The 21,954-nt window shown below is 70.3% G+C and carries 26 protein-coding genes; 11 read left to right on the top strand and 15 right to left on the bottom strand.

From position 1 onward, the window contains the following. Positions 1-30: 30 nt before the first annotated feature. Positions 31-804 (bottom strand): septum site-determining protein MinC, encoded by a 774-nt coding sequence (minC, locus tag AB5T46_RS07655; RefSeq protein WP_370563294.1) that lies wholly within the window; start codon positions 802-804, stop codon positions 31-33. A 2-nt stretch (positions 805-806) separates the two neighbouring features. Continuing rightward, positions 807-1,403, bottom strand: coding sequence for a GNAT family N-acetyltransferase (locus tag AB5T46_RS07650; protein ID WP_370563293.1), 597 nt, complete (start codon positions 1,401-1,403; stop codon positions 807-809). A 255-nt stretch (positions 1,404-1,658) separates the two neighbouring features. On the opposite strand from AB5T46_RS07650, the gene AB5T46_RS07645 reads away from it, so the two are divergent. The 5 genes from AB5T46_RS07645 (at position 1,659) to AB5T46_RS07625 (ending at position 6,193) form a co-directional block, all read left to right on the top strand. Next, entirely contained in the window at positions 1,659-2,864 is a 1,206-nt protein-coding gene (locus AB5T46_RS07645; RefSeq protein WP_370563292.1) for a sensor histidine kinase, read from the top strand. A gap of 38 nt (positions 2,865-2,902) precedes the next feature. Then, positions 2,903-3,544 carry a response regulator gene (locus AB5T46_RS07640; protein WP_370563422.1) on the top strand — a complete coding sequence of 214 codons (642 nt, stop codon included), beginning with the start codon at positions 2,903-2,905 and terminating at the stop codon, positions 3,542-3,544. A 303-nt stretch (positions 3,545-3,847) separates the two neighbouring features. Then, the gene (locus AB5T46_RS07635) at positions 3,848-5,059 is read left to right on the top strand and encodes a polyketide cyclase (protein ID WP_370563291.1); all 1,212 of its coding nucleotides are present in this window, start codon (positions 3,848-3,850) and stop codon (positions 5,057-5,059) included. Between the two features lie 85 nt (positions 5,060-5,144). Continuing rightward, entirely contained in the window at positions 5,145-5,501 is a 357-nt protein-coding gene (locus tag AB5T46_RS07630; RefSeq protein ID WP_370563290.1) for a DUF423 domain-containing protein, read from the top strand. 17 nt (positions 5,502-5,518) lie between these two features. Further along, a complete protein-coding gene (locus AB5T46_RS07625) occupies positions 5,519-6,193 on the top strand; it encodes a DNA-3-methyladenine glycosylase family protein (protein WP_370563289.1) in 675 nt (224 codons plus the stop codon). A gap of 97 nt (positions 6,194-6,290) precedes the next feature. Here the strand turns inward: AB5T46_RS07625 and AB5T46_RS07620 are convergent, their stop codons facing one another. The 6 genes from AB5T46_RS07620 to AB5T46_RS07595 form a co-directional block, all read right to left on the bottom strand. Beyond that, positions 6,291-7,112 (bottom strand): M15 family metallopeptidase, encoded by an 822-nt coding sequence (locus AB5T46_RS07620; RefSeq protein ID WP_370563288.1) that lies wholly within the window; start codon positions 7,110-7,112, stop codon positions 6,291-6,293. Positions 7,113-7,490: 378 nt separating this feature from the next. Then, entirely contained in the window at positions 7,491-7,625 is a 135-nt protein-coding gene (locus AB5T46_RS07615; protein ID WP_370563287.1) for a hypothetical protein, read from the bottom strand. Positions 7,626-7,742: 117 nt separating this feature from the next. After that, a complete protein-coding gene (locus AB5T46_RS07610) occupies positions 7,743-7,865 on the bottom strand; it encodes a DUF4177 domain-containing protein (RefSeq protein ID WP_370563286.1) in 123 nt (40 codons plus the stop codon). 54 nt (positions 7,866-7,919) lie between these two features. Continuing rightward, entirely contained in the window at positions 7,920-8,108 is a 189-nt protein-coding gene (locus tag AB5T46_RS07605) for a type II toxin-antitoxin system antitoxin (RefSeq protein WP_370563285.1), read from the bottom strand. Beyond that, positions 8,105-8,380 (bottom strand): hypothetical protein, encoded by a 276-nt coding sequence (locus tag AB5T46_RS07600; RefSeq protein ID WP_370563284.1) that lies wholly within the window; start codon positions 8,378-8,380, stop codon positions 8,105-8,107. Before AB5T46_RS07600 ends, AB5T46_RS07605 begins: the two co-directional genes overlap by 4 nt. A gap of 7 nt (positions 8,381-8,387) precedes the next feature. Further along, positions 8,388-9,257, bottom strand: a complete 870-nt coding sequence (locus tag AB5T46_RS07595) for an SPFH domain-containing protein (protein WP_370563283.1) — start codon at positions 9,255-9,257, stop codon at positions 8,388-8,390. Positions 9,258-9,400: 143 nt separating this feature from the next. Here AB5T46_RS07595 and purT point away from each other — a divergent pair, with 143 nt between their 5' ends. Further along, positions 9,401-10,600: a formate-dependent phosphoribosylglycinamide formyltransferase gene (gene purT, locus AB5T46_RS07590; protein ID WP_370563282.1), complete on the top strand. Its 1,200-nt coding sequence runs from the start codon at positions 9,401-9,403 to the stop codon at positions 10,598-10,600. Positions 10,601-10,710: 110 nt separating this feature from the next. Then, positions 10,711-10,998, top strand: coding sequence for a hypothetical protein (locus tag AB5T46_RS07585; protein WP_370563281.1), 288 nt, complete (start codon positions 10,711-10,713; stop codon positions 10,996-10,998). Positions 10,999-11,199: 201 nt separating this feature from the next. Here the strand turns inward: AB5T46_RS07585 and AB5T46_RS07580 are convergent, their stop codons facing one another. The 3 genes from AB5T46_RS07580 to AB5T46_RS07570 form a co-directional block, all read right to left on the bottom strand. After that, entirely contained in the window at positions 11,200-12,450 is a 1,251-nt protein-coding gene (locus tag AB5T46_RS07580) for an endonuclease/exonuclease/phosphatase family protein (RefSeq protein ID WP_370563280.1), read from the bottom strand. A gap of 258 nt (positions 12,451-12,708) precedes the next feature. Continuing rightward, entirely contained in the window at positions 12,709-13,428 is a 720-nt protein-coding gene (locus AB5T46_RS07575) for an arginyltransferase (protein ID WP_370563421.1), read from the bottom strand. Further along, positions 13,425-14,003 carry a hypothetical protein gene (locus tag AB5T46_RS07570; RefSeq protein ID WP_370563279.1) on the bottom strand — a complete coding sequence of 193 codons (579 nt, stop codon included), beginning with the start codon at positions 14,001-14,003 and terminating at the stop codon, positions 13,425-13,427. Before AB5T46_RS07570 ends, AB5T46_RS07575 begins: the two co-directional genes overlap by 4 nt. 146 nt (positions 14,004-14,149) lie before the next feature. On the opposite strand from AB5T46_RS07570, the gene AB5T46_RS07565 reads away from it, so the two are divergent. Continuing rightward, positions 14,150-14,824 carry an EF-hand domain-containing protein gene (locus AB5T46_RS07565; protein ID WP_370563278.1) on the top strand — a complete coding sequence of 225 codons (675 nt, stop codon included), beginning with the start codon at positions 14,150-14,152 and terminating at the stop codon, positions 14,822-14,824. Positions 14,825-14,913: 89 nt separating this feature from the next. Here the strand turns inward: AB5T46_RS07565 and AB5T46_RS07560 are convergent, their stop codons facing one another. The 4 genes from AB5T46_RS07560 to AB5T46_RS07545 all read right to left on the bottom strand — a co-directional run bounded on the left by AB5T46_RS07560 (position 14,914) and on the right by AB5T46_RS07545 (position 18,352). Then, positions 14,914-16,065 (bottom strand): RNA polymerase sigma factor, encoded by a 1,152-nt coding sequence (locus AB5T46_RS07560; protein WP_370563277.1) that lies wholly within the window; start codon positions 16,063-16,065, stop codon positions 14,914-14,916. A 339-nt stretch (positions 16,066-16,404) separates the two neighbouring features. Then, a complete protein-coding gene (locus AB5T46_RS07555; protein ID WP_370563276.1) occupies positions 16,405-16,815 on the bottom strand; it encodes a putative signal transducing protein in 411 nt (136 codons plus the stop codon). A gap of 4 nt (positions 16,816-16,819) precedes the next feature. Continuing rightward, entirely contained in the window at positions 16,820-17,716 is an 897-nt protein-coding gene (tesB, locus tag AB5T46_RS07550) for an acyl-CoA thioesterase II (RefSeq protein WP_370563275.1), read from the bottom strand. Positions 17,717-17,773: 57 nt separating this feature from the next. Continuing rightward, complete coding sequence (locus AB5T46_RS07545; RefSeq protein WP_370563274.1) at positions 17,774-18,352, bottom strand: N-acetylmuramoyl-L-alanine amidase; 579 nt, start codon at positions 18,350-18,352, stop codon at positions 17,774-17,776. Positions 18,353-18,375: 23 nt separating this feature from the next. Here AB5T46_RS07545 and AB5T46_RS07540 point away from each other — a divergent pair, with 23 nt between their 5' ends. The 3 genes from AB5T46_RS07540 to rlmKL all read left to right on the top strand — a co-directional run bounded on the left by AB5T46_RS07540 (position 18,376) and on the right by rlmKL (position 21,892). Next, positions 18,376-18,879 carry an MOSC domain-containing protein gene (locus tag AB5T46_RS07540; RefSeq protein WP_370563273.1) on the top strand — a complete coding sequence of 168 codons (504 nt, stop codon included), beginning with the start codon at positions 18,376-18,378 and terminating at the stop codon, positions 18,877-18,879. After that, on the top strand, positions 18,876-19,406 hold the full coding sequence (locus AB5T46_RS07535) for a hypothetical protein (protein ID WP_370563272.1): 531 nt from the start codon (positions 18,876-18,878) through the stop codon (positions 19,404-19,406). Before AB5T46_RS07540 ends, AB5T46_RS07535 begins: the two co-directional genes overlap by 4 nt. Positions 19,407-19,567: 161 nt before the next feature. Further along, positions 19,568-21,892, top strand: coding sequence for a bifunctional 23S rRNA (guanine(2069)-N(7))-methyltransferase RlmK/23S rRNA (guanine(2445)-N(2))-methyltransferase RlmL (gene rlmKL / locus AB5T46_RS07530; protein ID WP_370563271.1), 2,325 nt, complete (start codon positions 19,568-19,570; stop codon positions 21,890-21,892). Positions 21,893-21,954: the final 62 nt, after the last annotated feature.

Raw genomic sequence — 21,954 nt, 5'->3', positions numbered from 1 at the left:
CGAATCACCAATCACGAATCGCCAATCACGTCACGCCAACTCGGCGATCTTGAGTTCTTCGTTTTCCAGCCAGACCTGGACGGCCTTGCCGTGCAAGTCCTTGGGGATATCTTCCAGCACTTTGTAGTGTCCGGCCACGGCCACCAGCTCGGCCTGGAACGCGCGGCAGAAGATCCGCGCCTTTTCGTTGCCCTGGGCGCCGGCCAGGGCGCGGCCGCGCAGCGGGCCGTAGATGTGGATCGAGCCGTCGGCGAGGACCTCGGCGCCGGCGCCGACGGCGCCGAGCACGGTGAGGTCGCGGTTGTCGGCATAGACCTGCTGGCCGGAGCGGACCGCGCCGTTCTGCACCAGTCCGGGCTGCGCCGCGGCCGTGCCCGTGGCGGCGGGTGCGGCCGCCTTGGCGGAGGAGCCCGCCGGGGCGGACGCCTGCGCGGCCGCCGGCTCGGGGCCGGCGCCCTCGCGCTCGTACTGGGCGCGGAACTTGGCCAGCAGCGGCAGGCCGATCTCCTCGGCCAGCTTCTCGTTGTCGCTGCTGCCCCAGGCCAGCGCCACCGGCAGCACGCCGGCGCCGCGCAGGGCCTCGAGCAGGGCGCGCGCGCTGGCGGGATCCGGGGTGGCGGGCAGGCCGCCGAAATCGATCACCACCGCGGCGCGGCCGAACAGCTTGGGCGCGCGCGCGACCCGGTCGCGCATTTCCGCCGCCAGCCGCTCCGGGTCCAGCGTGCGCACGCGCAGGTTGGCGATGCCGACCTGGCCGAACTTGAGTTCGCCCGCTGGCTCGAAATCGAGGTTCGCCGCCGCCACGCTCAGGTTCCCGTCGAGCGTTGGGCGGGCGCCGCCGCCTGCCGCGCGCGCCGCAGCCAGGGCATGTCGGGCAGGTCGTCGCCGTAGTGGTCGCGGACCCAGGTGTAGCTGCACAGCTCCTTGGTCAGCATCGAGGCGCGCACGCCGGTCTCCGGCATCACGTGCTGGCCGACCTCGTGGAAGCCGAAGCTGCCGTGGAACAGCCGCGCCGGGTCGTTGTCGTGCTCGATGAACACCTCGCAGGCCAGCAGCGGATAGCGCACCTCGGCGTAGCTCTGCACGTCGGCATAGAACGCGCGGCCGACGCCGCCGCCGCGCCGGCGGCTGGCGACGACGATGCGGTCGATGTAGAAAAACGCCTCGTGGTGCTCGCGGAACCAGCGGAAATTGCTGCTGTCGTGGCCGAAATTCGAGCCGAAGCCGATCAGGAAGCCGGTCAGGTTGCCGTCGCGCTCGGCGACGCGGAAATACTCGGCGGCATCGAAGAACCGCTTCAGGCGGGAGGCGTCGAGCGGCAGGATGCTGGGGCCGGCGGCGTTGTTGAGGGCGAGGATGGAATCCAGCTCGTGCTCGCGCACGTCGCGGATGACGATCGACATTACCTGACTTCCTCGCTGCTTGGCACACGAAAACGGCCGCGGCTTCGTGCGGCCGGCCCGACGGAATGCGGCGCATTCCGGCCGGGCAGGGGATTATCGCACGCCGGGCAGTCGTCGGCGACTCGGCGCGCATGACTTCTGGTGGGCGTGCGGCGGCCCGTTTGCGCCTAACATCGCAGCGGCGCGTCGCCACCTGCCGGGCAGCAGTGGAGCGGCCCGTGCCGCCCACCGCTGGATCGACAGGCCCCTCGAGAGATGATCGCGCACCTGAACCACAACCGCCTGCTGCGCTACGCCGGCATGTTCACGTGGGGCGTGACCGGCCTGCCGTTGCTGCTGTTGACGATGCCCGAGGTCGAACAGGCAGTGATGGGCGAGGAATCGGTGCTGATGGTGAGCCGCTGGCGCGCCTGGGTCGCGTGGGCGCTGTTCGGTTTCTGCTACGCCTGGCTGACCCGGGCGCTCGGCGAGCGCCGGGTGACGCCGGTCGACCACGGCCTGGTGCTGTTGCTGGCCAGCAGTTCGATCGCGATCAGCTATTACAGCCAGAGCGGACTGGGCAGCATCCTGCTGATGGTGGTGGCCTGCGTGCTGCCGTGGCTGCTGCCGCTGTGGATCGGCGTGGCGCTGCTGGTGCTGTGCGAGTTCGTGATCGTGCCGGTGTACGTGCGCGGCTTCGACTTCTCCTGGGGCGAGGCGGTGGTGCAGGCGAGCCTGTACGTCGGCTTCACCGGCTTCGCCTTCGTCACCGGCTTCGTGGCGCGGCAGCAGGCGCAGGCCCGCGACGAGCAGCGCCGGCTCAATTCCGAACTGCGCGCCACCCGCGCGCTGCTGGCCGAGAGCGTGCGCGTCAACGAGCGCACCCGGATCTCGCGCGAGCTGCACGACCTGCTCGGCCACCACCTGACCGCGCTGAGCCTGAACCTGGAAGTCGCCAACCATCTGACCGAGGGCTCCGCGCAGGAGCACGTGAGCCAGGCGCATACCATCGCCAAGCTGCTGCTCAGCGACGTGCGCGAGGCGGTCAGCCAGCTGCGCGACGACGACGCCATCGACATGGTGGCCACGCTGCGGCCACTGGCCGAAAACGTGCCGCGGCTGCACGTGGACATGGAACTGCCCGAACCGTTCCTGGTCGACGACGCCGAGCGGGCGCACGTGCTGCTGCGCTGCACCCAGGAGATCATCACCAACACGGTCCGCCACGCCCAGGCCGGCCGGCTGCGACTCGGCTACAGTCTGCGGCAGGGCATGGTGTGGCTGGACGCGCGCGACGACGGCCGCGGCGCCGAGATCGCGGCGATCGGCAACGGCCTGCGCGGCATGCGCGAGCGGCTGGCGGCCTATGGCGGTACCGTGGAGATCGAGACCGCGCCGGGCGAGGGATTCGCCCTGCGCATCCGCCTGCCCCTGCGCGAGCCGGCCGAGGCCGGCGTGGTCGCGGCGGCGGCGGGCCAATGAACGCGCCGCGAGGCGACGGCGAGCAACAGGAGAAGACGATGATCCGCGTATGTCTGGTGGACGACCAAACCCTGGTGCGGCAGGGGATCCGCTCGCTGCTGGCGCTGGACGGCGGCATCGAGGTGGTGGCCGAGGCCAGCGACGGCCGGCAGGCGGTGGAGACGATTCCCCAGGTGGCGCCCGACGTGGTGCTGATGGACATGCGCATGCCGGCGATGTCGGGCCTGGAAGCGCTGCAGCATCTCTCGCGCAACGGGCAGCTGCCGCCGACCATCATCCTGACCACCTTCGACGACGACCAGCTGGTGCTGGCCGGGCTGAAGGCCGGGGCCAAGGGCTACCTGCTCAAGGACGTGTCGCTGGAGCAGCTGGTCGGCGCGATCCGCACCGTGGCGGGCGGCGGATCGCTGGTGCAGCCGGCGATGACCCAGCGCCTGCTGTCGGGGCTGGAGCACATGCGCAACGACTTCGTCAGCCTGGACCGCCCGGACCCGCTGACCGATCGCGAGACCGAGATCCTGCGGCTGATGGCGGGCGGCTTCTCCAACAAGGAGATCGCCAATTCGCTGGGCGTGGCCGAGGGCACGATCAAGAACCACGTGTCCAACATTCTCAGCAAGCTCGGTGTGCGCGACCGCACCCGGGCCGTGCTCAAGGCCTTCGAACTCAAGCTGGTCTGACACGGACGATGCCCGGCCCGGAGTGGCAACCTCGCCAGGCCCGGCCCCGGGCGGGCGTGATCGTCCCAGGTCGTGCCCGAGGCATTCGGGCCGGACCGCTCCGACAGTCGTCGGTGGCCATGGCGGCCGGGGCGGCCATGCACCGCCAAGGCGTCCCGGCCGCCGATGTGTTCGGGCGATCGGCCCGCGATCGTTCCCGACGTCGTGATAACGTTTTCGGCTTGCTCGCCGATGGCCACACAAGTTGGTAGGATTGCCGATCTGCGCCCCGGCACGGCCGGATCCGGTCCTGGAGAACCCTGAATGACCCGTTTGCTTGAGATTTTGATTTCGCTGCTGATTGTGGCCGTGCTGTTCGTGGTGGTGGGCGTCCTGCTTCCCTCCGAGCGCAACCTGGTCGAGAAGGTGGAAACCAACCGCCGCCAGACCATCGTTTTCGACACCCTCAACAGTTTTCGTCGCTTCGACGACTGGAACCCGTTGGTGCTGCGCGATCCGCGCATGCAGTTGAAGATCTCCGGCCCTGATTCGGGCGTCGGCGCGCGCCTGGACTACAGCTCGGACAACCAGAACGTCGGCAGCGGCAGCTGGGAGATCGTCACCTCCGAGCCGCGCGATCGCATCGATTTCGAGCTCCAGGACCACCGCCGCGGCCGCGACAAGCGGACCAGCTTCGTGCTCCGTCCGACCGGTCGCGCCGGCCGCAACATCGAGATCACCCAGAGCTTCCACGTCGCCTATGGCTGGGACCTGATCGGCCGCTATGCCGGCCTGTACGTCAGCCGCAACATCGGCGACGACATGCAGCTCGGCCTGCGCCGGCTGTCCAGCATGCTGGCCTCGGTGCCGAACGTCGACTACGCCGTCGAAGGCACCACCCTGCGCAACATGACCGTCGAGGAGCGTCCCGCCGAGGACCTGCTGGTGGTCAAGGCCGGCGCGGTCGAGCGTAACAACCAGGTCATCCAGGAGTCCATGGAGAGCAACATGGAGTGGATCAACCGCACCATGGCGGCCAACGACCTCGAGGCGGCCGGCCCGATGCGCATCGTCTCCAGCGAGCTGGGCCGCGATACCTACACCTTCGACGTGGTGCAGCCGGTGCGGCGCCAGGGCAACGGCGATGATGCCGACGACGGCGAGGACGAGGACGAGCAGGAAGAAGACCAGGCCGCCGACGAAGAAGAGGGCGAGGAAGGCGAGGAAGGCGATGCCCCCGCGGAGCGCAAGCTCGACAACACCCCGGTACCCGTGGTGGCCGCGCAGGGCGACGAGCTCGAAGTCGAGACCCTGGGCCCGGTGGAGTACGTGCGCACCGAGCCGACCCTGGTCGCCAAGGCCCGCTACACCGGCTACATGGCTGAACTGGAGAACGTCCGCAACGCGCTGCGCGCCTGGGCCATGACCCAGGGCTTCGAGGCGATCGGCCGGCCCTACGAGAGCTACATCCGCGGCGTCGACGACTCGTTCACCGCGGACGGCGAGTACGAGGTCTTCTGGAACCTCAAGCAGTAGGCTGCCGCTTGCCGGCAGTCACCGCCTGCGTCACGACACGCCGCATCCTCCGGGTGCGGCGTGTCGCGTTTGCGGGCCGCGCGACGTGAATCCAACCGTCCGCCGTTCGCCGCTTGCCGCCGCGGGCGCGCTGTCCGCGGCCGCCGCCGTCGCGCTGTCGGCCTACGCCGCCCATGGCGTCGACGGCGAGGCGCAGCTGCGGCTGCAGACCGCCGCCATCCATGCGTTCGGGCACGGCGTCGCGCTGGCGCTGCTGGCGACGACGGCCGTCCGCCGATTCGGCCAGGTGGCCTTGTTCGCGCTGCTGCTCGGCATGCTGCTGTTCTGCGGCAGCCTGGCCGGCAACGTGCTGTTCGGCTGGACGACGGCGGCAGCGCCGCTCGGCGGCATGCTGCTGATCGTCGGCTGGCTGCTGCTGGCGGTCGATTTCCTGCGGCGCTGAGGGAAGAGGGTCGGAACATGCCGCGTCATCGCCGTGGATTCGATACCGAGCAGGCGCGCGCGCGCCTGGACCGCAGCGATCGCCGGCTCGGCGGCTGGATGAAGCGGATCGGCGTCCTGGAACCCGAGCCGCGCTGGCGACGGACGTTCGATCCGGTCGATGCGCTGGCGCGGGCGATCCTCTACCAGCAGCTCAGCGGCAAGGCCGCCGCCACCATCGTCGGCCGCGTGGAGGCGGCGATCGGCAGCCGTCGGCTGCACGCCGATACGCTGGACCGGATCGACGATGCCGCGTTGCGCGCCTGCGGCGTGTCCGGCAACAAGGCCCTGGCCCTGCGCGATCTGTCCGCGCGCGAGGCGCGGGGCGAGATCCCGACCCTGCGGCAGATGTCGACCCTGCACCACGACGAGATCGTCGCCGCGCTCACGCCGATCCGCGGCATCGGCCGCTGGACCGTGGAGATGATGCTGATGTTCCGCCTCGGCCGGCCCGACGTGCTGCCGGTCGACGACCTCGGCATCCGCAAGGGCGCGCAGATCGTCGACCAATCGGAGGTCATGCCGACGCCGAAGGAACTGCTCGCGCGCGGCGAACGCTGGGGCCCGTATCGCACCTACGCCAGCCTGTACCTGTGGCGCATCGCCGATTTCGCCACCGGTGCCAAGGCGCCGACCAAGCGCTCGCAGGAGTGAATCCTGCTCCACGGCGCGGGCTCCGGCGCCTCACGTAGAGCCGAGCTTGCTCGGCTGCGCAGGCTCCGGAGCCGGGAGCAGCGGAGCAAGCTCCGCTCTACGGGGTACCGGCTGGTGGGTGCACGTCATGGCGCCAATGCCACGGCTCGTAGACGATGCCGTGCGGGTTGTCGCGCGGGTAGCTCATGGCGAAACCGTAGTCGCCGGCGTTGCCGGTCAGCCAGGCGAACGCCTCGGTGGTCTCGAACGATTCCTCCGCGGGCGGTTCGCCAGGCGCGCCGATGTCGAGCGCCAGGCCGGAATGGTGTTCGCTGTAGCCGGGCGCGGCGTTGATCGGCAGGATCTCGTCCAGCGCCAGGCCGCGGGCCCGCTTTCTTTCGAAGATGCCGAGCTGGTAGTCGTGGCTGCGGTAGCCGGAGATCGCTTCCAGCACCACGCCATCTCGGTGTGCGGCAGTGCGCAAACGGGCCCAGGCGCGTGCGGCATCCACGTGCAGCCACAGCGGGCGCCGGAAGCGGTCGAACCCGGCCAGCGCGAGCCAGTCGGGTTCGGCCACCAGCGGCAGGCCGGTGCGTTCGGCGTAGGTGCCTGCGTCGATGCCGAGCGCGTCCAGGCGCTCGTGCAGGCGGTGCAGCGGCAGCGCGCCGACGTGTTCGAGGCCGGACCGGGCGTGCACGGGCACGGCGTCGAGCGCATCCAGCGCGTCGTCGATGCCGGCCTCGCGCATCCAGCGCGGCAGCAGAGGCATCAGCCCCTCCGGCAGGTCGGCGGCCAGATAGCGGCCATCGCGCTTGCGCCGCAGCACGTAGCGCGCGCGGGCGAGGATCCGGGCGTCGCGATTGCCGCGCGCGCGCAGCAGGGCGGCCGGCCACAGCTCGATATCCGGTGTGTTGATCAGGATGCGTGGATGCCTGCGCATGCGTCTCAGCTTAGCCGCGTGCGGCGCGGGGCGCCAAATCCTGCGGACGCTGCAGCTGGCCCATGGCTGGCGCGGCCATCACTGCAGGCCGGACCAACGCCCGAGCAGCCCCGCGCCGGGTGGTCTGCCGTTTGCAATGGCATCGGCTTGTCCGAAGGTTCGCCGTCGCGACTTCCCGGCGGCGGCATGCCGCCGCCACTCCCACATCGAACGGAAACCAAAGCAAATCCGGCTGTTGTGGAGCGACCCTTCGGCAAACTCGGGACAGGCTTCGTCGCGACGGAATGTGTCAGCCGGGCTGGTGGGTAGAACACGCGCCCTTCCGGATCCACAGGGCGCGGCGGCCCCATTACGTTTGCCCAGGTGAAGCCGCTGCCTTCAGGTGCCACCCGGCGTGGACAACAGCAGCGTTCCGACCAGCAGCGCCAGTAGGGATGCCAGCAGCAATGCGATCGTGACGGCGCGGCCGCGTCCGGGAAAGCGACGTTCGATCAGTTTCACGACATGCAACATGGTGGTGTCCTCGCTTCGATGTGCGGATCGGATCCTGCGATCCGGGCGGCAATGTCGTCGATCAGCGCGTCGCCGACCTTGTCCGGCGGCGGGTCGCAGTGACCGGTCTTCGCCCGGTCATTGCGGTTTCTTCAGCACCAGCATTGCCGGTCCCATCGGGCCGGAGAAGGCGAAATTGACCAGTTCCCAGCCCTGCGCGCCGAGGCGGTTGAGTTCGGCCTGGATCTTCTCGGGTTTCACCTTGGCTCAGGATCGAAGGCTTGACCTCGACCATCTGGTAGGTCCAGCGGTGGCTCATGACGTCTTCTCCTTGTTCGATGGCTTGGCGCCCTTGTCCGGCAGCCGGCCGGCCTTGCGCAGGGCGTCGCGCAACACGTACTCGATCTGTGCGTTGAGGCTGCGCAATTCGTCGTCCGACCAGCGTTGCACTGCGGCCAGAATCTCGGCGTTGATGCGCAGCGGATAGCTCTTCTTCTCGCTCATCGCGGCCCGTCCCGGCGCCTGCGCAGCGCGTCGACCAGCACCACCAGCCCGAGGCCGTTGACCGCCAGCGCCAGCATCACCGCGACCGCGAGCATCCGCGTGCGGTCGCCGCCGGCCCAGGCCAGGCCGGCCGCGCCGGCCAGGATCGCGAAACCGACCAGCCGCATCAGCGTCGCCAGCCGGCGCCGGTCGCGCGCGAACGCGTGCGCGGCCAGGAACGCCGGCAGACTGCTGGCGGCGACGATCATCGGCAGGAGCAGGCCTTCGGGCATCGCCGGCTCAATACAGCGATCCGGCGTTGACCACCGGCTGCGCACTGCGGTCGCCGCACAGCACCACCAGCAGGTTGCTCACCATCGCCGCCTTGCGCTCCTCGTCCAGCTGCACCACGCCGCTCTTCTGCAGCTCGGCCAGGGCCATCTCGACCATGCCGCAGGCGCCGGCGACGATCCGCGCGCGCGCCGCGACCACGGCATTGGCCTGCTGCCGCTGCAGCATGGCGTGGGCGATCTCGGGCGCGTAGGCGAGGTGGCTGATGCGCGCCTCCAGCACGTCGACGCCGGCCGAGGTCAGGCGTTCGTCGAGATGCTCCTTGAGCCGGTCGGAGATCTCGGCGGCGTGGCTGCGCAGCGAGATCTGGCCGTCCTCGTGCTGGTCGTACGGGTAGGTGGTGGCCATCGCCCGCAGCGCCGCCTCGGACTGGATGTGCACGAAACTCTCGTAGTCGTCGACGTTGAACACCGCCTCGGCCGAGTCCACCACCCGCCACACGATCACCGCGGCGATCTCGATCGGGCTGCCGTCGAGCTCGTTGACCTTGAGCCTGCCGCTCTCGAAGTTGCGCACCCGCAGCGACACCTTGCGCTTGGTGAAGAACGGGTTGTTCCAGCGCAGGCCGTTGTCGCGCACGGTGCCGATGTACTTGCCGAACAGGCTCAGTACTGCCGACTGGTTGGGCTCGACCATGTACAGGCCGACCAGGGCGACCACCGCGATCGCGCTGACGATGACGGCGCCGACGAGCCGCAGCACGCCGCCGTCGCCGGTGACGACCACGGTGAAAAAGGCGTAGGCGCATGCCAGCAGCACGGCCAGCAGCGCCAGCAGCATCGGGATGCCGGGCAGCGAGCGGATCGGGTTCTCTTTCATGACGAAGTCTCCTCCGCCCCCCTTGGGCGAGTGGGGTATTGATATCGAATTGATATCAATTTGTCAATTCCTCCCGGCCCTGTCGTCATCGGCCGGCGGTGGCGCCCGCATACAATGTCCGACCGCCCACGCAGGAATCCACGATGGTCAGTCTCGGCACGCCGCTGTCCCCGCACGCCACCCGCGTACTGCTGCTGGGCTCGGGCGAGCTGGGCAAGGAAGTGGCGATCGAGTTGCAGCGGCTGGGCGCCGAGGTGATCGCCGCCGACCGCTACGCCGATGCGCCGGCGATGCAGGTCGCGCACCGCAGCCACGTGCTCGACATGCTCGATGCCGAGGCGCTGCGTGCGCTGATCGCCGAGGAAAAGCCGCAGCTGATCGTGCCCGAGATCGAGGCGATCCACACCGCGACCCTGGTGGAACTGGAGAAGAGCTTCGCCGAGGTCGGCGACGACACCCGCGTCATTCCGACGGCGCGCGCGGCATGGCTGACCATGGACCGCGAGGGCATCCGCCGACTGGCCGCGGAAACGCTGGAGCTTCCGACCTCGCCCTACCGCTTCGTCGATACGCCCGAGGAGTACCGGGCCGCGGTGGCGGAGATCGGCCTGCCGTGCGTGGTCAAGCCGGTGATGTCGTCGTCGGGCAAGGGGCAGTCGCTGGTGCGGGGCGAGGCCGACGTCGAGCGCGCGTGGGAATACGCCCGCACCGGCGGCCGTGCCGGCGCCGGACGGGTGATCGTGGAAGGTTACGTCGATTTCGAGTACGAGATCACCCTGCTCACCGTGCGCCATGCCGGCGGCACCGATTTCTGCGCGCCGATCGGGCACCTGCAACGCGACGGCGACTATCGCGAGAGCTGGCAGCCGCAGCCGATGTCGGCGACCGCGCTGGCGTGCGCGCAGGATGTCGCGCGGCGCATCACCGACGATCTCGGCGGCTGGGGCGTGTTCGGCGTGGAGCTGTTCGTCAAGGGCGACGACGTCTGGTTTTCCGAGGTCTCGCCGCGGCCGCACGATACCGGCCTGGTGACGCTGGTGTCGCAAGAACTGAGCGAGTTCGCGCTGCATGCGCGGGCGATCCTAGGCCTGCCGATTCCGCTGATCCGGCAGGTGGGCCCGTCTGCGTCCTGCGCGCTGCTGGCGGAAGGCGCCGGGGTGCCGGTGTTCTCCAACGTCGAGGCGGCGCTGCGGGCGCCGGATTCGGCGCTGCGCCTGTTCGGCAAGCCGCGCGTGGAAGGCCAGCGCCGGGTCGGCGTGACCCTGGCGCGCGGACGCGACATCGACAGCGCGCGGCGCGGCGCCCGCGAGGCGGCCGAGGCGGTCGCGATCGCGCTGGAATAATCATGGTGCATCCGCTTCACCCGCACGCCTTTCGCGGGTGAAGCGCGGTTGTGCCGCTCCCGCGCGTGAGCGCGGATCCGACGATCGAGGATTTCTGGAGAATCGAAGCGATGAACGCACACAACGGCTACGCCGTTTTTCTCTACCCGCAGGCGCTGGAGGCGCTGGGCGAGGCGATCAAGCCCTACCTGCGCGAAAGCCCGATGGGCGCGCACGTGGCCTGCGACGAGATCGACACCGGCGGCGCGCTGATCGAGATGACGCTGCGCGGCCGCACCGAGCAGGGTGGCGACGTCACGGTGGAACTGATGGTGCCCGGCAGCATGGTGCGGATGATCGTCTCGACCCAGGGCGACGGCGACTTCGGCTTCGGTCCGCGCACCGCCCCGGTTTCGTAGGAGCGCGCCGCGCCAGGCAGTCTTCTCCGTTGCGGCGAGACAAGCCCCGTCGCCACGGGCGGTACCAATCAATAGCCAAGCCCATCACGATCGACCAACATCTCATCTTTTCGCTTGAGGTGCGGGCTATTCACTGGCACCACCCGTGGCGACGGGGCTTGCTTCGTCGCCGCGGAAGGGACTGCCTGGCGCGGCGCGCTCCTACGGGTGGCGCAGGTCGACCCAGACCAGGCGGTGGTCGCTGCCGTCGACGATGGCGGCGGCCGGATCGCCCGGCGGCGGCCAGAACACGCCGCTGTCCACGAACTCGAAGCCCGTTGACGGCAATACGTAATCCAGCCGCAGCGGACCGACCCGCGGCCCGAAATCGCCGGTCGCGTGTGCTGGCGCGCCGCGGCGTGCCGGGCCCGTGTCTCCGGTTGCCGCATCCGCGCTTGTCGCCGCGGCGATCGCCGCGCCTTCGCTGGCTGGCGTGGGATAGCGCAGCACGCGCGGATGCTCCAGCAGTTCGACGATCGCCTCATGGCGGCCGTCGCCGTCCACCGGGTCGTTGTTGAGATCGCCCAGGATCACGAAGCGCGCATCCGCCTCCAGCCCGCCGCAGCGGCCGCTGTCATCGCACAACCAGGGCTTGTCGCCGGCGGAGAGGTATTCGGTCCACAGCCGGATCTCGTCGGCGTTGCGGGCGCCGTTGCGATCCTCCTGGCCGTCGAACACCGGCGGCGTGGGGTGCGAGGCGAGCACGTGCAGCACGCCGGCCGGGGTGCGCACCGGTACGTCCCAGTGCGACTTCGACGACAGCCGCAGCTGCGACCACACCGCGTCCGGGTGCCACCACTGCCCGCCGTCCGGATCGCGCGGCCGGCGCGCGTCCGGCATCGCGCTCCAGCGCAACTGCCGGAACGTGCGTGCGGCCGCGGTATCGATCGGGTACTTCGACAGCAGCAGCATGCCGTACTGGCCCGGATGCAGGCCGTAGCCCCAGGCATCGTTGCCGCGCTCGCGCCCGTCACCGCCGGTCGTGCCGTTGCCGTCCAGGTCCAATCCGCTAGGCACGCCGGTGTTGACCGGCGCGAAGTAGCGGTAGCGATAGTGCAATGCCTCGCCGCCTCCGGCCTGCGCGCGTTCCAGGTAGTCGCGCTGGAACAGGTCGGCGGTGCGGCCCCCGGCGTCGTAGTCGAACTCGTTCAGCAGCACGATGTCCGGACGCACCCGCTGCAGCACCGCGGTGACCTTGCGGGCGCCGGCATCGCCGGCTTCCAGCCGCGCGCGCAGGCCATCGGTCTCGCCGGCGTACAGCGATGCGTTGTAGGTGGCGATACGCAGCGGGGTTTGGACGGGCATCGAGCGGTGTCCCGGATCGCCGTGGACGTTGACGCGTACGCAGGCGGTGCAGGCGAGCAGCGCTACGGAAAACAGGGCCAGGGCGAAGAAACGGGCTGATGGAATCATGGCGGGATTGTATAGGGTGATATCACCGCTCTCGCATCGTCATCCGGCACAAGCCGGGATCCATCTTGTTTCGTGCAGCATCAATGCGTTGATCCCGGCTAGTCATTGACGCTACCCGTGGCGACGGGGCTTGTCTCACCGCAACGGAAAGATCCGTCCGGCGCGGCTTGCGCCGGGATGGCGAGCAAGGGCGCTACGCTTTTCCCGATTCCCGATTCCCGATTCCCGATTCCCGATTCCCGATTCCCGATTCCCGAGTCATCCTTCATCAAGCGGTTGCCAGTGGCGACCGTCGAAAGCCTCCAGCGGGCGGAACCGGCGCTTGTAGTCCATCTTGCCGTGGCCGGCGATCCAGTAACCCAGGTAGAGGTGGCTGCGGTCCTCGCGCCGGGCCCATTCGATCTGGCGCAGGATCGCCAGCGTGCCGAGGCTGCGCGCGGCCTCGTCGGGATCGTAGAACGTGTACACGGCCGACAGCGCATCGCCGGTCAGGTCGGTCGCCGCCACCGCGAGCAGCCGCTGCCGCACGCGCAGCTCGAGAAAGCGGCCCTGGGTCCAGCTGCCGAGCAGGAACTGGTCGAACTCGGCGGCGCCGTGCCCGTCCATGCCGCCCTGCGGATGGCGCGCGCGCAGATAGCAGCGGTACAACGCGAGCCGCTCATCGTCGCGTTCGGCCGGCACCACGCGCGCCTCGACGTCGGCGTTGCGCGCGAGGCAGCGGCGCTGGCTGCGGTCGGGACGGAACGCCGCCACCGGGATCCGCACCGCCACGCAGGCGCGGCAGCCCTGGCAATGCGGCCGGTAGACGATGTCGCCGGAGCGGCGGAAACCCCACTGCAGCGCCTGCGGATAGAACTGCGCCAGGCGCGGGTCGCGCGGATCCAGGACCAGGTCGCGCGCGGTACGGTCCGGCCAGTAGCCGCAAGGATGCAGGCCGGTGTGGAACAGGCGCAGCGAATCGGGCTCGCCCAGGCTCATGGCGACGGCCAGTGCGGCGCCAGCGGCCACGACAGCAGCGCGGCGCCCGTTCCGGTGGCGACACCGGCCCCGAGGTCGCGCGGACGATGCCGCGCCAGCGCCAGCCGCGACCAGATCACCAGGGCCGCGAATGCCAGCGCCGCCGCGCCGGCCCACCACGTCCAGCGCAGCAGCATCAGCGCCGCGAACACGGCGAAGGCGGCGTGCAGCGACAGCGTGCACCAGCGCGCGAGCAGCATCGCCACGGCGACGATCAGCGCCGACAGGCCCAGGTACAGCGAGACGCCGGCCGGCGCCCACAACGCCAGCAGCATCGCCGCCGCCAGCACCGGCAGCAGGAACCGGTGCAGCGAGCGGCGTTCGTCGCCGGCACTGGCATCGACATGCGCCCAGCGGCCCTGACGGACCCGGCGCCAGGACCAGCCCATCACCAGGGCGGCGGCGAGCGCGAAGGCGATCGCGATGCCGCCCGTTCCCGGCAGGCCGCCCGCCACTGCCGGCAGCAGCAGCGCCAACGGCAGCATCAGCAGCGGATGGCCGAGGATCGATACGGTACGGGCGAGGGAACGGCTCACCCGCCCAGCATACTGCGGCCGATCGCAGGCGCCGCGACTGTCCGTTGCCTGAACACGGCCGTCGCGCTGTCAACCGCGCGCCCGGGGGCCGCGTTGATCCGTGCACAGGCGGCGCATTGCCGCCGCTGCACATCGGAGAGACACCCATGAAATCCAACCGCCTGTTTGCCGCGACCCTGTTGGCCCTGGGCACGTTCGCCACTGCCGCGGCGGTGGCGCAGCCGGCCGCGGGCGAGGCCCGTCCGGCGCGCATGCAGCTCGACAGCAACGGCGACGGTGCGATCGACCGCAACGAAGCGGCCGCGCATCCGCGGCTGGCGGAGATGTTCGACCGCCTCGACAAGAACGGCGACGGCCGCATCGATGCGGCCGAAAGGCCGCGGCACGGCGGCAAGCGCATGCATGGTGGCCGCGGTCATGGCCATATGGGCCTGGACCGCATCGCCCGGCTGGACGCCGACGGCGACGGTCGCATCAACCGGGTCGAGCTCGAGCAGGCCACGGCCGCGCGCAAGGATGGCCGCGGCGCCCGTTTCGATCTGGCGCAGCACTTCGATGCCATCGATACCGACCGCGACGGCCAGGTCGCGCGCGGCGAACTGCGCGCCTGGCACGCGCGCCAGCTTCCGCAGCGCCGGGCCGAGATGGCCGAACGTGCCGACCAGCGCTTCGCCGCCGCCGATCTCAACGGCGACGGCAAGCTGAGCCGGGTCGAGATCGAGGAAAAGATGCCGCGACTGGCAAGGAGTTTCGCCTGGATGGACGAAAGCCGCGACGGTTTCCTGAGCCGGGAAGAGCTCGGGCCGCAGCGGGCGCATTGAACAGGGAGCGTTGCAGCAAGGGGTAAGTCGGTAGTCTCCGCCCGCGTGTTCGTCGCACGCGGGCTTTTTTTACGCGATCGCGATGGGGATCAACTGTTCGACAGGTAAACGATCACGAACATCCCGATCAGGCCGATGTTGGCGATCAGCAGGCCGCTCGGGCCGAAGGTGAGGCGGTAGACCAGTGCGCGGCGCGCGGCACCCGACGGGGTGCGCTCGGCATCGCGCCGGAGCAACGGATTCATGATCCGCGGCAGCGGCACCATCAGCTGATAGTTCAGCACCAGGAAGCCGGCGACCGCGATCGCCAGCGACGGGACCGGGCTCTCGAACAGCCAAACCGCGGCGAGCACGCCCAGGCACACGGCCGTCGACATCGCCAGGTAGGTGTTGTAGCAGCGCAGGATGCGCCGCCGTTCCTCGGCATCGTCGGCATAGCGCTCGAGCAGCTTGCGGCACAGCCAGGCGGTGACCAGGCTGGCCAGCACGCCGCCGCCGACCACGCCGGCGGACCCGAAGAGCAGCTTGCCGAGCACGCCGCCGGCCAGCGTCGAGCCGGCCGTGGTCAGGCCCGCCGCCGCCGCCGGCTTGCTGAAGCTGCCCAGCGCGGTGACCACGGTGAGCGCGAACGCGGTGCCCGGGGCGCTGCCGCGTGCGAACTCGCCGAAGCGCGCCAGCAGCTCGGTGCGCAGGCAGCTGCGGGCGCGCGAGAGCCGCTTGCGTACCGCGGCATCGGACAGCCCCAGCAGGGACGCCACCTGGCGCGAGTTCCGGCCCTCGCGGTAGTACAGCAGCAGCACTTCGCGGCTGTCCTCGGGCAGTTCGGAGATCAGTTCGGCCGCCACCGCTTCGCGTTCGCGGTCGATCAGTTGCCGTACCGGGGTGCCCGCCGGGTCTGCGGCCCGGGCGATCGCAAGTTCGGCGACCTCGCCGTCCAGCGGCCGGTGCCGGTTGGCGCGCAGGTGGTCGTGTGCCAGGTTGCGCGTGATCTGCCGCAGCCATGGCAGGAAGCTGGCGGGATTGTGGAGCCGGCCCAGCTGTTGCCAGGCCTTGAGAAAGGCCTCCTGGGAGATGTCCTCGCTGGCAGGGACGTCACGGGTGATCGCCAGCGCCACCGCGGTCACGGTGTTCTGGCTGATGGCGACGATGCGGCCGTAAGCGTGGCGATCGCCGGAGGCGGCGGCTGCCAGTTCGTGATGGATCAATTGTTCGATCGGCTGTTCGAGCGTATCGGCGGACATGGCGTAAACCGGTTCGGGCCTGCATCCTGGACGGATCCGGGCGCCGAATGTGACTGTATCCGGCTTGGCTTGGCCTGGCCGGGACATCAGACTAGCGCATGCGCGAAATCGGCCTTTCCTGGCGCAACGATGTGGCATCCGTAGGAGCGCGCCGCGCCAGGCAGCCCTTTCCGTCGCAGTGAAGAATGGGCCGTCGCCACGAGCGGTGTCAGTGAATCGCCCACACCTGGAGCCCACGGGTGCGATGTTGGTCCATCGTGAAGGGCTTGGCTATTGATTGGCACCGCCCGTGGCGACGGGGCTTGTCTCGCCGCAACGGAGAAGGCTGCCTGGCGCGGATCAGAACGAGCGCACCAGCACCAGCGCGACCAGGATCGCGATCCCGACCAGCAGCATGCGCCGGTAGCGGACGATCTTCCGCTGCGTCGGCTCGGGCGCGGCGCGGCCCGAACCCATCTTGCCGGGCGTGTAGGCGGTGGAGAGATAGCTGTCGCTGACCGGACGCGTGGTGGGGCCGGCAAGCCCGGTCTCGCGCATGATCGCGCGCGCCCGCGGCTGGTCTTCCGAATGGGTCACCCAGACCGCCGGCTGCGGGCCGTTGTTGGCGCCCTCGCGGTAGCTGAACGTGCGGCGGCGCCCGCTCTTGTAGGAGCGGCCGTTGGTGATGCGCACCTCGATGCCCTTGTCGCGCAGCAGCTGCGCGACCTTCTCGACGTTCTCGAGGCGTTGACTGCTGAAGATCTGTCTCATGCCGTCATTCTTTCACGGGAACCTGCGCCGCGGCATCGGCGTCCGCCACCACCCGGATCAGCCCCTCCTGCGCGGTGCTGGCGACCAGGCGCCCGGCCCGATCGTAGATCAGACCGCGTGCCAGTCCACGTGAATCCTGTGCGCTGGGACTGTCGATCGAATACAGCAGCCAGTCGTCGGCGCGGAACGGCCGGTGGAACCAGAGGCCGTGGTCGAGCGAGGCCATCTGCACGCCGGGCTGGTAGTAGCTGATGCCATGCGGAAAGGTGGCGGTGCCGAGCAGCTGGAAGTCGGAGGCGTAGGCGAGCAGCGCGCGATGCAGTTCCGGCGCGTCGCCGACGGCTTCCGACAGGCGGAACCAGACCTGCTGGTAGGGCGGGCGCTTGGGTGGGTCGAGCTCGTCGCGGGGATAGACGTGGCGGAACTCGAACGGGCCGGTGCGGTCGAGCCAGCGCTGCACCTTGGTCGGCAGCGTCGCCAGCACCGACGCCGGGACCGACGGCCCCGGTGCGATGTCCTCGGGCGCCGGGACCTCCGGCATCGCGAACTGATGCTCGGCGCCGGCTTCGTGCTGCTGGAACGACGCGGCGCAGAAGAAGATCACCTTGCCGTGCTGGATCGCGGTCACCCGGCGGACCGAGAAGGTGCCGCCGTCGCGGGTGCGGTCGACCTCGTAGACGATCGGATGCTCGATATCGCCGGCGCGCAGGAAGTAGGCGTGCAGCGAGTGCGCGTCGCGCGAGTGCGTCATCGTTGCCTGCGCCGCCGACAGCGCCTGCCCGAGCACCTGGCCGCCGAACACGTACTTGGTGCCGATGTCGCGGCTCTGGCCGCGGAACAGGTTGTCCTCGAGCCGCTCCAGCGACAGCAGTTCGATCAGTTCGGAGACGGGCGATTGCATGCGGATACGGAGCGGCGGCGGACCGGGGATTATAGGCGGTGCCGGGATGCAGACGGTTTATGGCACCAGCCGCTGCAGCGGTACCGCATCGAGCACCCTCGTCCAGGGGAACCGCGGCCCGGGATCGCACTTGCGCGCCACCGTCCGCGCCGGGTCGTCGCTGGCCGCGACGCGTGCGGTATCCAGGTCCTCGTGTCCGGCGACCGAGCGCAGCGCCGGCAGCGCGCTCGCCAGGTGCCGCAGCAGCAGCACCAGCGCGTCGATCTGCACGTCCGGATAGGCTTCGTCCATCGCCTGGTGGCGCGAGTCGTACCAGTGCGGGAAGCGCCCGCGATTGACCAGTTCGATGCCGACCGAGCGCGGGTTCCAGCCGCGCACGTGATGGGCGATGCGCCCGGCCGGAACGAACTCGACGATCGCGCCGTCGCGGTCGACGTACCAGTGGCCGCTGGCGCCGGTGCCGGCGGCGGGATACAGCACGCGCTCGCCGTACTCGCGTGCCAGTGCCATGTCCGGCAGCTCGGTGCAGTGGATCACCGCCAGGTCGATGTCCGACAGCGGCCGCGTTCCCAGCCGGTCCACGTAGGGCAGCGGCTGCGACGCGATCTGCGGGATGGAGGCCGGGCCGGGCGACATGCCGCGGATGCTAGCATTCGCGGATGATCAAGCTGCCGCCTCCGGGCTCCGAACTGCATCGGTTGATGACACGGTTTCCACGTAGCGGCAGGCTCGAATGGATCGGCCTGCGCCCCGCGCGCGAGGTGCCGATGCAGGAAGTCGGATCCGTCCAGGCGAGCGCCGACGGCGGGCTCGAGGGCGACCGTTATCGCGGCGGCAGCGGCAAGCGCGGCGCCACCCTGATCCAGGCCGAGCACCTGCCCGCGATCGCCGCGCTGGCCGGTCTGCCCGTCGTGCAGCCGCCCACCCTGCGCCGCAACCTGGTGGTGTCCGGCATCGCACTGATCGCGCTGAAGGGGTGCCGCTTCCGCATCGGCGAGGTGGTGTTCGAGGGCACCGATCCCTGCGATCCGTGTTCGCGCATGGAAGACGCGCTCGGCCCCGGCGGCTACAACGCCATGCGCGGCATGGGCGGGCTGTGCGCGCGCATCGTCGCTGGCGGCGTGCTGCGGGTCGGCGACGCCGTGGAATGGATCGAGCCGTGAGCACGCGCGGGCATTGCATTCTGTCGCACGGTTTCGAGAGCGGCCCGGACGCGACCAAGGTCACCGCGCTGGCGGACGTGGCCGAACGCCTGGGCTGGAGCCACGAGCGCCCGGACTACACCGATCTCGATGCCCGGCGCGAGATCAGCGATCTCGGCGACGTACCGTCGCGGCTGCAGCGGCTGCTGGCGAAGGCGCGCGGCGCGGCCGCGCGCGGACCGCTGGTGCTGGCCGGATCCAGCCTCGGTGCCTGGCTGTCGGGACAGGTGTCGCTGCAGGTGCCGGTGGCGGGCCTGTTCCTGATGGCGCCGCCGGTGCGCATGGGCGGTGCGCCGCCGCTGCAGGCAGCCCAGGTGCCGATGTCGCTGGTGCACGGCTGGGACGACGAACTGATCCCGGCGGCGGAAGTCGTGGCCTGGGCACAGGCGCGGCGCGCGCGGCTGCTGCTGGTGGACGATTCGCATCGTCTCTCCGGCCATGTCGAGGCGTCGGCGCAGGCATTCGCGCAGCTGCTCGATGCATTGTGAGTGCTTGCCGATGGTCGCTTCGATCCTAGGTACGAGAGGGCCGCGTGTGAGCGGGGCCCGTAGAGCCGAGCTTGCTCGGCTACGTGGGCGCCGGAGCCCGGAGCAGCGGAGCAAGCTCCGCTCTACGGGGTTGCGTGCCACGGCAGCCATGGTCGCCTGACATGAAATTCTTCGCCTCCTGCGCCAAGGGCCTCGAGTACCTGCTCGTCGACGAGCTGTCCGCGCTCGGCTGCGCGCACGCCACCGCGGCGGTCGCCGGCGCCAATGTCGACGGCAGTCTCGCCGACGCCCAGCGCGCGGTGCTGTGGTCGCGCATCGCCAGCCGCGTGCTGTGGCCGCTGACCGAATACGACTGCCCCGACGAACAGGCGCTGTATGCCGGTGCGCACGCGCTGCCCTGGCACGAGCACCTGGCGCCGGGCATGACGCTCGCGGTCGACGCCCATGTCTCCGGCGATGCGATCACCCATGCGCGCTACGCGGCGCAGCGGATCAAGGATGCGGTGGTCGACGCCATGCGCGCGCACGACGGCACCCGTCCCGACGTCGACCTCGACGCGCCGGACCTGCGACTGAACCTGGTGGTGCGCAAGGGCAGGGCGGTGCTGTCGGTGGACCTGGGCGGCGGACCGCTGCATCGCCGCGGCTGGCGCCGCGCGCAGGGCGAGGCGCCGCTGAAGGAGAACCTCGCCGCGGCGGTGCTGCTGCGCGGCGGCTGGCCGCAGCGCCATGCCGACGGCGGCGCGCTGCTCGACCCGATGTGCGGCAGCGGCACGCTGCTGATCGAGGGCGCGCTGATGGCGGCGGACGTGGCGCCCGGGTTGCAGCGGCTGCGCGGTGCCGCCGGGGATGCCGACGCCGGTCCTGACGACGACGCGCCCTTGCCGACGCGCTGGCCGGGTTTCGACCGGGTCGCATGGCGTTCGCACTGGCAGGACGCATGCGAACGCGAGCGCCGCGGGCGCGCCGTGCTGCGGCCGGCGTTCTTCGGTAGCGATCTCGATCCGCAGGCGATCCGGGCCGCGACAGCGAATGCCGAAGCCGCTGGCGTTGCCGGTGCCGTCATGTTCGAGGTCGCCGCGATCGATCGGTTGGCGGACGCGTTTTCCGGGTTGCGTCAGCCGGGTTCGTCCGCTGTGCGTGGTGTGGGCTCCGGGAGGGAGAGTAGCGGAGCGAGCTCCGCTCTACGGGGTGGGGGAGGTGCGGGGGGAGCGGCCGGGCTGGTCGTCTGCAATCCGCCCTACGATGCGCGCCTGGCCGCCGATCCGGCCCTGTACCGCGCGCTCGGCGACGCCCTCAGGCGCGCCGTGCCCAGCTGGCGCGCGAGCCTGTTGTGCGGCGACGACGAACTCGCGTTCGCGACCGGGCTGCGCGCGCGCAAGCGCTACAAGGTGTTCAACGGCGCGCTGGAATGCGCCCTGATCGTGTGCGATCCGGTCGCGCACGAAACCGCCGCCACGGACGCGCCGCACGCGCTCTCCGAAGGCGCGCAGATGGTCGCCAACCGCCTGCGCAAGAACCTGCGCGGCCTCAAGGCCTGGCGCCGCCGCGAAGGCGTCGACTGCTTCCGTGCCTACGACGCCGACCTGCCGGAATACGCCGCCGCGATCGACGTCTATGCCGAGGCCGACGATCCGGACCGCCGCTGGCTGCACGTGCAGGAATACGCCGCCCCCGACGAGATCCCGGAGCAGGTCACGCGCCGCCGCTTCAACGACCTGCTGGCGGCCGCGCGCGAGGTGTTCGAACTGCCGCGCGAGCGCATCGCGCTGAAGACCCGCAGCCGCGGCAAGGGCGGCAGCAAGTACGGTCGCTTCGACGCGCGCGGCGAGTTCCTGGTGGTGCGCGAAGGCGGTGCGCGGCTGCGCGTGAACCTGTTCGACTATCTCGACACCGGCCTGTTCCTCGACCATCGCCCGCTGCGCGCGCGCATCGCCGCCGAGGCGCGCGGCGCGCGTTTCCTCAACCTGTTCTGCTACACCGGCGCGGCCACCGTGCAGGCGGCGGTGGGCGGCGCGGAACAGACCACCAGCGTCGACCTGTCGGCGACCTACCTGCAATGGCTGGCCGACAACCTGCGCGAGAACGGCGTGGGCGGCAGCGCCCACCGGCTGGTGCAGGCCGATGCGCTGCAGTGGCTGGAGGCCGAGCGCGGCCGCTACGACCTGATCTTCTGCGATCCGCCGACCTTCTCCAATTCGGCGCGGGCGAAGGACTTCGACATCCAGCGCGAGCACGTGCGCCTGCTGCGCGCCGCGGTGGCGCGGCTGGCGCCGGACGGGGTGCTGTATTTCAGCAACAACTTCCGCCGCTTCCGGATGGATACCGCGGCGGTCTCCGCGTTCGCGGAGTGCGAGGACGTCGGCGCGGCGACGATCCCGCCCGATTTCGTCCGCAATCCGCGCATCCATAGGGCTTGGCGCCTGCGCGCTCCCACGGCGGCCGTGGCGCACTCGACGGGATCGTCCGGCGATCCGCCCACGTAACCTTCCGTTCCACCGATGGAGATGCCGTTGCATCACCGCGTCCCCATCTTGAACGGCACACG

Origin of the sequence: Luteimonas salinilitoris, from assembly GCF_041300785.1 — a bacterium.
Taxonomy (GTDB): domain Bacteria; phylum Pseudomonadota; class Gammaproteobacteria; order Xanthomonadales; family Xanthomonadaceae; genus Luteimonas; species Luteimonas salinilitoris.
This window is presented reverse-complemented; position numbering and strand designations above follow the sequence as displayed.

Bases quoted from the DNA above. Each gene is read 5' to 3' on its own strand.
- tesB (WP_370563275.1), bottom strand. From the start codon at position 17,716: ATGCAATCGCCCGTCTCCGAACTGATCGAACTGCTGTCGCTGGAGCGG.
- purT (WP_370563282.1), top strand. From the start codon at position 9,401: ATGGTCAGTCTCGGCACGCCGCTGTCCCCGCACGCCACCCGCGTACTG.
- AB5T46_RS07615 (WP_370563287.1), bottom strand. From the start codon at position 7,625: ATGTTGCATGTCGTGAAACTGATCGAACGTCGCTTTCCCGGACGCGGC.
- rlmKL (WP_370563271.1), top strand. From the start codon at position 19,568: ATGAAATTCTTCGCCTCCTGCGCCAAGGGCCTCGAGTACCTGCTCGTC.
- AB5T46_RS07605 (WP_370563285.1), bottom strand. From the start codon at position 8,108: ATGAGCGAGAAGAAGAGCTATCCGCTGCGCATCAACGCCGAGATTCTG.
- AB5T46_RS07565 (WP_370563278.1), top strand. From the start codon at position 14,150: ATGAAATCCAACCGCCTGTTTGCCGCGACCCTGTTGGCCCTGGGCACG.
- AB5T46_RS07575 (WP_370563421.1), bottom strand. From the start codon at position 13,428: ATGAGCCTGGGCGAGCCCGATTCGCTGCGCCTGTTCCACACCGGCCTG.
- AB5T46_RS07650 (WP_370563293.1), bottom strand. From the start codon at position 1,403: ATGTCGATCGTCATCCGCGACGTGCGCGAGCACGAGCTGGATTCCATC.
- AB5T46_RS07645 (WP_370563292.1), top strand. From the start codon at position 1,659: ATGATCGCGCACCTGAACCACAACCGCCTGCTGCGCTACGCCGGCATG.
- AB5T46_RS07625 (WP_370563289.1), top strand. From the start codon at position 5,519: ATGCCGCGTCATCGCCGTGGATTCGATACCGAGCAGGCGCGCGCGCGC.
- AB5T46_RS07635 (WP_370563291.1), top strand. From the start codon at position 3,848: ATGACCCGTTTGCTTGAGATTTTGATTTCGCTGCTGATTGTGGCCGTG.
- AB5T46_RS07600 (WP_370563284.1), bottom strand. From the start codon at position 8,380: ATGCCCGAAGGCCTGCTCCTGCCGATGATCGTCGCCGCCAGCAGTCTG.
- AB5T46_RS07580 (WP_370563280.1), bottom strand. From the start codon at position 12,450: ATGATTCCATCAGCCCGTTTCTTCGCCCTGGCCCTGTTTTCCGTAGCG.
- AB5T46_RS07640 (WP_370563422.1), top strand. From the start codon at position 2,903: ATGATCCGCGTATGTCTGGTGGACGACCAAACCCTGGTGCGGCAGGGG.
- AB5T46_RS07560 (WP_370563277.1), bottom strand. From the start codon at position 16,065: ATGTCCGCCGATACGCTCGAACAGCCGATCGAACAATTGATCCATCAC.
- AB5T46_RS07540 (WP_370563273.1), top strand. From the start codon at position 18,376: ATGATCAAGCTGCCGCCTCCGGGCTCCGAACTGCATCGGTTGATGACA.
- AB5T46_RS07595 (WP_370563283.1), bottom strand. From the start codon at position 9,257: ATGAAAGAGAACCCGATCCGCTCGCTGCCCGGCATCCCGATGCTGCTG.
- AB5T46_RS07620 (WP_370563288.1), bottom strand. From the start codon at position 7,112: ATGCGCAGGCATCCACGCATCCTGATCAACACACCGGATATCGAGCTG.
- AB5T46_RS07545 (WP_370563274.1), bottom strand. From the start codon at position 18,352: ATGTCGCCCGGCCCGGCCTCCATCCCGCAGATCGCGTCGCAGCCGCTG.
- AB5T46_RS07555 (WP_370563276.1), bottom strand. From the start codon at position 16,815: ATGAGACAGATCTTCAGCAGTCAACGCCTCGAGAACGTCGAGAAGGTC.
- AB5T46_RS07585 (WP_370563281.1), top strand. From the start codon at position 10,711: ATGAACGCACACAACGGCTACGCCGTTTTTCTCTACCCGCAGGCGCTG.